Annotated in this window: 9 protein-coding genes; 3 read left to right on the top strand and 6 right to left on the bottom strand. The window is 37.1% G+C overall.

Annotated features, from left to right (window positions below; genetic code table 11):
• The first annotated feature begins 125 nt into the window (after window positions 1-125).
• Window positions 126-539: a type II toxin-antitoxin system HigA family antitoxin gene (locus XEN7305_RS00705; protein ID WP_006507384.1), complete on the top strand. Its 414-nt coding sequence runs from the start codon at window positions 126-128 to the stop codon at window positions 537-539.
• A gap of 55 nt (window positions 540-594) precedes the next feature.
• Here the strand turns inward: XEN7305_RS00705 and XEN7305_RS00700 are convergent, their stop codons facing one another.
• From XEN7305_RS00700 to XEN7305_RS00680, 5 genes are read right to left on the bottom strand one after another with little or no spacing between them, the layout of a single operon-like run.
• Entirely contained in the window at window positions 595-1,971 is a 1,377-nt protein-coding gene (locus tag XEN7305_RS00700; protein WP_006507383.1) for an FAD-dependent oxidoreductase, read from the bottom strand.
• Between the two features lie 30 nt (window positions 1,972-2,001).
• Window positions 2,002-2,520: a hypothetical protein gene (locus XEN7305_RS00695; RefSeq protein ID WP_006507382.1), complete on the bottom strand. Its 519-nt coding sequence runs from the start codon at window positions 2,518-2,520 to the stop codon at window positions 2,002-2,004.
• 40 nt (window positions 2,521-2,560) lie between these two features.
• Window positions 2,561-3,181, bottom strand: coding sequence for a hypothetical protein (locus XEN7305_RS00690; protein ID WP_006507381.1), 621 nt, complete (start codon window positions 3,179-3,181; stop codon window positions 2,561-2,563).
• Window positions 3,178-4,014 (bottom strand): archaeosortase/exosortase family protein, encoded by an 837-nt coding sequence (locus tag XEN7305_RS00685; RefSeq protein ID WP_006507380.1) that lies wholly within the window; start codon window positions 4,012-4,014, stop codon window positions 3,178-3,180. The genes XEN7305_RS00690 and XEN7305_RS00685 overlap by 4 nt, the downstream gene beginning before the upstream one ends.
• Before the next feature lie 47 nt (window positions 4,015-4,061).
• Window positions 4,062-4,838: an HpsJ family protein gene (locus XEN7305_RS00680; RefSeq protein WP_006507379.1), complete on the bottom strand. Its 777-nt coding sequence runs from the start codon at window positions 4,836-4,838 to the stop codon at window positions 4,062-4,064.
• A 256-nt stretch (window positions 4,839-5,094) separates the two neighbouring features.
• On the opposite strand from XEN7305_RS00680, the gene XEN7305_RS00675 reads away from it, so the two are divergent.
• On the top strand, window positions 5,095-6,069 hold the full coding sequence (locus XEN7305_RS00675) for a cysteine synthase A (protein WP_006507378.1): 975 nt from the start codon (window positions 5,095-5,097) through the stop codon (window positions 6,067-6,069).
• Between the two features lie 236 nt (window positions 6,070-6,305).
• Window positions 6,306-6,644: a hypothetical protein gene (locus XEN7305_RS00670; RefSeq protein ID WP_006507377.1), complete on the top strand. Its 339-nt coding sequence runs from the start codon at window positions 6,306-6,308 to the stop codon at window positions 6,642-6,644.
• Window positions 6,645-6,647: 3 nt separating this feature from the next.
• On the opposite strand, the gene XEN7305_RS00665 is transcribed toward XEN7305_RS00670, so the two are convergent.
• Complete coding sequence (locus XEN7305_RS00665; protein WP_006507376.1) at window positions 6,648-7,619, bottom strand: Rieske 2Fe-2S domain-containing protein; 972 nt, start codon at window positions 7,617-7,619, stop codon at window positions 6,648-6,650.
• Window positions 7,620-7,776: the final 157 nt, after the last annotated feature.

The following is a 7,776-nucleotide window of genomic DNA, read 5'->3' as shown; positions in this document are numbered from 1 at the left end:
AATAGACCTCTTGCATAATTAATTGAGGGTATTTCTATAAACCCCTAATCATAATGTATATAGCGATTGGTCAAAATCGCTGAAACAACCAAAACTCGTATTTTTGCAAGAGGTCTAATAATATTATGATCAATAAATATCTAAAATTACTACAAGAGTTTCCTCCCCGTACTATTACTAATGAACAGCAGTTAGAAGCAACTCAGGAGGTAATAGATCGTTTACTGGATCAAGGTGAATTAAATCAAGATGAATCTGATTATCTTAATGTTTTAGGAGTATTAGTATGGGAATATGAACAGGCTCATGAGCCAATGCCTGATATTTATGGTGTTGAACTATTAAAAGTTTTAATAGCAGAAAGGAATCTGCGTCAAAAAGATCTAGTCCCTATCTTTAAAACTGAATCAATTGTTTCAGACATTTTAAATGGTAAGCGGCAGTTGACCCTGCGGCATGTTCAAGAATTGGGTATTTTTTTTAGTCTGGCTCCATCTGCATTTTTACCGGAAAAACAAAATAGTCTGGCGATCTCATAATTTCAAGTTTATGAGACTGGAATAAATAATATAAGAATAAACAATTTTAAGTCATCTAAATTTTGATTTTGGTAGCTACCTTATCTGACAAATCACAGAGAAATTTTTCTTGATCAAAATGATAATTATGACCCAAGAAATTAATCAACCGAGTTGTATCATCGCTCGCATTTTGTAAGCAAGTAGAAGCTCCAGGGGAAGGGGTAATATTAAAAATGATATTATCTCCCAAAATCTTGGCTTCACCCAATTCCAAACTTTTACTGTTTAGATTGACTATTTGAGGCCGCACACCACCATAACCCTTGGCAAAAGTTAAGTCCTTAAGTTTGACAGATGGCACAATTTTTTTGACTTGTTTGATAAATAATCTTTTGCCGATCGCCGGGACATCGTAGAGCAAGTTAAGCAATATATACCGAAGAACAGTCCAATCTGACAAGATCTTGAGGAAACTAGCGATCGCTTTAACACTCAGTCCTGCGGTTTGAAAATATTCAAGAACAGTCCCATAGTTATGACGCTCCAACATTGGTAATACCTTTGCTGTGGGGCCAAAACGAGTGACCTTTTGATTGTCAACTTCAGGGTCGCCGTGAATTGCGGCAAAGGGCAATTTTTTTAGCTGAACAGTATACACTTTGCCATTAAGTAATTCTGGAGCAAAATAAAAACTACCAGCCACACTCAGCAAAGCAAAGTCTTTGCCATAACCTAGAGATTTTGCCAACAATAAGCTATGGGCTCCCGCCGCGACAGCTACAGTTTTTGCTGTAATAGTTTTTTTGTCAGTTTGGATCAGGTAATAGTCATCCTGTTTAGTAATTGATGTGACCCTAGTTTCCATCATGACATTGATGGTTTTTTCTTGATTAGTAACAGCCCTATCTAAAAAAGATTGCGAAAGTTTTTTGAAGTTAATGGTGTAACCTTCTTCTGTATATAAGGCCGTGATCTCTTCATCGGTTTGTCGTTCTTTTAAAACTAATGGCTCTAGTTTTGCCACTTCCTGTCTATCAATTAGCCGCAAGGTAGGAAATAATTGTTTGAATTCTTGATATCTGGCTTTGAGTTTGGCAGTTTGTTCTTTGCCCACAGCTAAGACCATTTTGTGATACTTAGCATATATATCTTGGGAAAGATCATTTTGCAGTAAATAGTTTTTAACCAGAACAGCTGCCTGATTGACTTTACGAGCTTTCTCTATCGTATAATTGGTCTCAATATCTCCAAAATGTAGCGTTTGACTATTGCTATTTTTGTTGGAATTAATTAAAGCAACTTCAGCTTCTTTTTCAATTAAGGCAATTTTGCCCACATTAGTATATTCACTAAGAGTATAAAGCAATGATGTGCCACAAACTCCCCCTCCAACTATAGCAACATCATAGATCTCTTGTTGATTATTTGTGGTTAATTGCTGATGGTTCATAGCGGATATAATTGTCAAATTAATAAAAAATTATTGTAAAAAAAAGAGACTGCCAAGAGAAAGAAGAATAACTATCAAAGCGATACCAATAAATTGGTTATCTTTAGTATCAACCTGAGAAAGATCTACTTCCGGCACAACTCTACCCCTCTTAATGTTATTACTTTTTATTGGTTTCGTCGTAAGGTACTGGGGACTACTACTTTCTTCAGTAGTCAAATCAGGTATTTCCACCATCCATTCTTGAGGGCGTTCCAGTCTAGGAGCTTTCATGATATAAAGCACATCCTTTGCCTGATCGCGAATCTTAAAATGAGGGTGAACTGTTAGCTTTTCACAAAGCGCGATCGCATCTTCCTGTTGTCCCGCCGCCTGATAAGCTGTAACTAACCATATTTGGGCTTCTCCACCCAATCGAGAACCAGCACCAATAAACCTGATCGCTTTGACCAAATTTTCTACGCTGAGTTGATAATTACCTCTTTCTAAAGCTATTTTTCCTGCATTGTAATAAATATCAAATTGCTCTTTGTTATGATCCTGACTCACTTATATTACTTCGCTCGACCTGATTATTCTATATGATTTTCTAATCAAGTTTCATCGTCGGCACCAAGTCAAATAAATTTTGTTGTAAAGCAAATACCGCTTCCTCTTCAGTAAGATTGTCCAAAGAGATAGACATCTTAACCCAAAAACAACTCCAATCTCGCAGGTCGGAGAAACCCAAGATCCAAGGGAATAAGCGATCGCGGAGATTATGATTAACAAGTTGGGCAAATTGTTGACTCGTAAAAGCAGTTTTTCCTCGCGAATGAAGACAAGTAGTAAGATAAGCTCTGTTTCCTTCAGAAAATAGACCATAATGGCCAATTTTATTGTTTTCACGAACAGTTAAAGTTTCTAGTTTGGGCTCAAAATCTAAATACTGCTCAAGAATTTCTGAGGTGCCCACAAGATTATTCGGAATATAGTATATTTCTATGGTCAAATCATGGTTCTTTTCTTCTTGATACTTTCTTCCTATTATTTGCCTTTCATTAACCAGAATATTATTATTCTTAATTAGCTCCCATTCTTTACCAGCAATAGTTTGAGAAAGCCTATTTTTTTCAGGTTTAGCCACCAAAAATATTAGCGCCACCAAAACAGTAAAGTTGCAGCAAACTAAGATTATAAGTCTCAATTTTTGCCAGTACAGTAAATTCATATATTACTTAAAAAATTTGGTTTATTCTCAACTAATAACCAATAAGTTAAAGCTAATAACAAGATAGCGATGGTCGTAAAAATTTCTGCTCCCGAACTACCATGCCAATAATCAAAAGCTGCCTGCTGATCATTCGCGATCAACAGAGCCATTAAACAAAGACGAATACTATTAACTCCTAAAGCAATAACAGTTGCCCATAGCCAAAGTAGGAATTGTTGATTTTTTGTAAGAGCAATACATAGATAAATAACTAGACAAGACTGCCACATTAACCCTAATAAATTGAAGCTTGAGCAAGCTCCTGCAATTTGGATTGAACCTGTGGGTAAAACAACTAAATTATCTTGTTGATAGACATCAAATCCGATATACCAAAGCAAAAGTCGAGCAATTTTAGCATCGAGAACAGAAATTTTTGCCGTTAAGGATAAAATAGCAAAAATATGTTCCCATGGAATTCCAGTTAGGCTAACAATCAATATCTCATGCCAGTACTGAAAAATTTTACTTGCTCTAGTTGATAAAAATAAAATAGCAGCGACAGAAAATAACGGATACATACGGGCAATGACATCGGTATGATTATCTGCTATTAATCCTCTAAATAGCAACCAAAAAATCAAGATCAAACCAATAATTGTCGAAAAAATATCACTCTCAAAATTATAATCATTACATCTTTTCCAAGTCACGGAAAGCGCCGCAAACCAATAAATTAAACAAACTAAATTATACTCTACAAAATACCAATTAAAAGCCATTAGTAACCCAGCAATACTTAATAGCCAAAAACGATGGTCGTCAAATCTAATTCTAATTTGTTGTTCCACTTAATTATTACTTATTACCTATTACCTATTACTTCCACCCAGCGTCACTAATTACCTAATCTTGTCCATTTGGTATGTCGCCAAATTAAGATAAAAGATATGCTAGAAATCATTGCTCCAAGTGACCATTTAATTGTAGTCTTGAACAGATCTATTTTTTGCTTTTTAGATCTATCTCTTAGTTTATTTTGAGATATTTTTTGTTGTTGTTTAACTTCGCTCAACAAGTTTTCTTTGAATTGTTGTCCAGAAGCAATTTCTTGATTTGGGGCTTGTTGTTGGTAGTTTTGCCATAAATTATTTATTTGTTCTGGGCTAGCTTCGTTTAGTTGCTGGCTATATCGTTCAACTTGAGAATCTTGTTGCTCGATGCGAATTGTCACCTGATTTTGTTGACTGCGGTTAATGCGGAAAGCGTTAGCGACAATCAAAGGAGTGATTAAAAAATAAATGATACCGATCGCAAGGGTCAACCAAGAAAGAAAAGACAAAAAAGCAAATTCTCTGGGTCTAATTAGTCCTTGATCTCGACGATAAAAAATCAATAAAAATCCTAAGAGAAAAGCCCAAACATTTTCAACCAAATTCCCCGATATATTATATGTCCAACTGGGCTCAAATAAATTAGCGGGAACTAATAAGAATATATAGTCTAACAAGACTAAGAACAAGATAGTATAGCCAGCTAAATTGATGATTTTTGTTGATTTTTCTTCAACATTCTTATTGACTAATTTGGGCTTTCTAGGAGTAGTTGCTTGAGAAATCCTTGAAAGTTTTAATTTTAAAGTCTTGAGTGACTTTAGGTAAGGAAACTTAAGCATCTAGAATAGATTTTGTAGATAGTATGCTTAGTCATTTATAACTCAGAAATATTTAACTGGCAATAAATATTTAATTCGTAATTTAAAAGATTATCTTTTAGTTCTGTAATCTAGGCTTTTCATCGTTATGCATCTCTATTCAGGCTAAAAGAATCAGGCTCATGAATCTGGCGTTCATCCCCATGTGCGAATCCTCTGGCTTGCATGCTCCGTTTTTCGGTAATCTAATGAATGTAAAGAGATATTATTATGGGAAATGAATATTAAGAACGGTTTTGTAGGGACAATTGGCAACACTCCTCTCATTCGCCTCAAAAGTTTTAGTGACGAGACAGGATGTGAAATCTTAGGCAAAGCTGAATTTCTTAACCCAGGAGGTTCTGTAAAAGATCGAGCAGCCTTATTTATTATTGAAGATGCAGAAAAAAAGGGTCTACTGAAGCCAGGTGGCACAGTAGTCGAGGGTACAGCAGGCAATACAGGCATTGGCCTAGCCCATATTTGCAATGCCAAAGGCTATAAATGTCTGATTGTAATTCCAGAAACTCAGTCTCAAGAGAAAATAGATACTCTCAAAACATTAGGTGCAGATGTTCGTACGGTGCCAGCTGTCCCTTATAAAAACCCTGAGAACTATGTCAAGGTTTCAGGACGTTTAGCCGAAGAAATGGACAATGCTATCTGGGCAAATCAGTTTGATAATTTGGCCAATCGTCTGGCACATTATGAAACGACAGGAGCCGAAATTTGGCAACAAACAAATGGCAAAATAGATGCTTGGACGGCGGCAACTGGTACAGGAGGAACTTATGCCGGGGTTTCTCTATATCTTAAGGAAAAAAATCCTGATATTAAATGCATAGTTGCTGATCCTATGGGTAGTGGTTTATATAGTTATGTCAAAACAGGTGAAATAAAACCTGAAGGCAAATCTATCACTGAAGGTATTGGAAATAGTCGCATTACCCTTAATATGCAGGATGTTCCCTTGGACGATGCAATCCAAATTGATGATCAAGAATGCGTCAGAGTCGTTTATCAGCTATTACGTAAAGATGGTCTGTTTATGGGTGGCTCCGTCGGTATTAATGTTGGTGCAGCTTTGGCTTTGGCAAAACAGATGGGGCCAGGACATACTATTGTAACAGTTCTTTGTGATGGAGGAGGCAGATATCAATCAAAATTGTATAATCCTCAATGGCTAGCGGAGAAGGGTCTATCTCCTAGCTAATATTGGTTTGCGGGATTTATCTAACACCCAAAACCTCAAACCTTTGACTCGCAGTTTCGCCAAGTCGTGTAGAGAATTTTGGGCTGTCTAATTAGCTGAACTTTTCAATAAGCAATTTCTGATAAATTTTTGCTATTTTAGGGAATAGTAATAAATAAGTAGCTATGTAGAGTTTAAATTAAGTGATTGCAATTACCAATTTTTTGTTTTCATAAATTTTAGCTGAGAAACATATCATGTCTTATAGTTTTGAAATTATTGGTGTGAAGCCTGTTTTAGCGTTTTTTAACTATCAGCAAGAGCTAGAAAACGATCCGCAACGAAGTAAAGCTTATATCGGAAGCTATTGCTGCACCTTGGATGCCTTTATTGAGTCAACAAAAATGATTCCCCAAAAACCACAATGGAATTGGGATGAAGTGGTAGCGACGATGATTAATTTCTGGCTGAGTCATGAAGATTCAGTTCGGCAATGGAAACAGGAATTGGACAACGCCCATAATGAAAACTTAATCATTGCCAGAGTTGCTAATTTAGAGGCTTTACGTCAAGAATTTGAACATTTATTTGATTGATTCTTATTCATAAAACTGACTTGCCCAGCGACGACATTGTCCTATGGGGCCATCTTCTTCGAGCAGCAAAGGATGGGATTTATAAATCTTGTTCTCCAAAATAGGCATATCTTGCTCGAAAGTGGTCTCTGTATCTTTTCTCATCATAGCAGCCACAATTTGATTTAGCGGAGCGGGCAAGACTTTTTTGACACTGAAAAATACCTGAATATCAAGGCGATCGCCATCAATCGGCGTCCCTGTAAAAATTTGCAATAAACCGAGCTTAAATTTGCCTTGAGTCCAGTAAAAACTAACGTCGTAACCGGCGCCGTAGTAGGTTGTAGTCACATTGCCATCCTCTGAGATCAATCCACCAGAAGATAGGGAGGATAGGTTATATTTCTGAGACATTTTATGGGTCAAAACTGGACCCTCGATCTCTACTGAATCGGATTGTGCAGCCTTAAAAGTTTGACTATGCACCTGATGTAAATGAGCAACGTCTATGCTGTTATCTAGATAATTTTTGAGATCTGTGCGAGTTGTCCACCGACGAACTAGACGTAGTGGAGTCCATTCTGCCGAATTACACTCGGGAATTGGCGGAATCTGCCAAGTTGGTAATGCACCTTGCTGATGATAGTACATCATAATTAATCCATTGATTTCTGTAACCGGATAATTAGCAATTTTTACCTGGGGAGATTTGTCGCTATAAGGAATGCCAGCACAATGACCTTCCTCATCCCAAAGCCAACCATGATAGGGACAACGAATAATGCCATCTTGAACTTTTCCCCCATAGCCCAAATGTGCTCCTAGATGAGGGCAATGGGCATCGAGAATACAGGGGTGACCTTGCGCATTGCGAAATAGCACAAAATCTTTGTCGAAATAATGAAGAGGAATAACCTTTGTAGTCGATAGTTCTTGACTAGTAGCCACACGGAACCAACTATTGGCAAAGGGAAAGTCTGTATCTTTTGAAGACATAATCTTAAAGTTGAAATTTTAATATAGTATCCTGTTTAACGGTGCTTCGCCCTTGAAGGCAGAGGGCAGCGGTGAGACCCCGCGCCGCCGTCAGGCGCAAGGGAACGCTCACCAAGAGAGAGGGCAGAAGGATAAAACTACTTCTAACTTATCCCTT

Origin of the sequence: Xenococcus sp. PCC 7305 (assembly GCF_000332055.1) — a bacterium.
Taxonomy (GTDB): Bacteria; Cyanobacteriota; Cyanobacteriia; order Cyanobacteriales; family Xenococcaceae; genus Xenococcus.
This window is presented reverse-complemented; position numbering and strand designations above follow the sequence as displayed.

What these genes read in the sequence shown, in the direction of transcription:
- XEN7305_RS00680 (WP_006507379.1), bottom strand. Translation starts at nt 4,838, where the DNA reads ATGCTTAAGTTTCCTTACCTAAAGTCACTCAAGACTTTAAAATTAAAA.
- XEN7305_RS00675 (WP_006507378.1), top strand. Translation starts at nt 5,095, where the DNA reads ATGAATATTAAGAACGGTTTTGTAGGGACAATTGGCAACACTCCTCTC.
- XEN7305_RS00700 (WP_006507383.1), bottom strand. Translation starts at nt 1,971, where the DNA reads ATGAACCATCAGCAATTAACCACAAATAATCAACAAGAGATCTATGAT.
- XEN7305_RS00665 (WP_006507376.1), bottom strand. Translation starts at nt 7,619, where the DNA reads ATGTCTTCAAAAGATACAGACTTTCCCTTTGCCAATAGTTGGTTCCGT.
- XEN7305_RS00705 (WP_006507384.1), top strand. Translation starts at nt 126, where the DNA reads ATGATCAATAAATATCTAAAATTACTACAAGAGTTTCCTCCCCGTACT.
- XEN7305_RS00690 (WP_006507381.1), bottom strand. Translation starts at nt 3,181, where the DNA reads ATGAATTTACTGTACTGGCAAAAATTGAGACTTATAATCTTAGTTTGC.
- XEN7305_RS00670 (WP_006507377.1), top strand. Translation starts at nt 6,306, where the DNA reads ATGTCTTATAGTTTTGAAATTATTGGTGTGAAGCCTGTTTTAGCGTTT.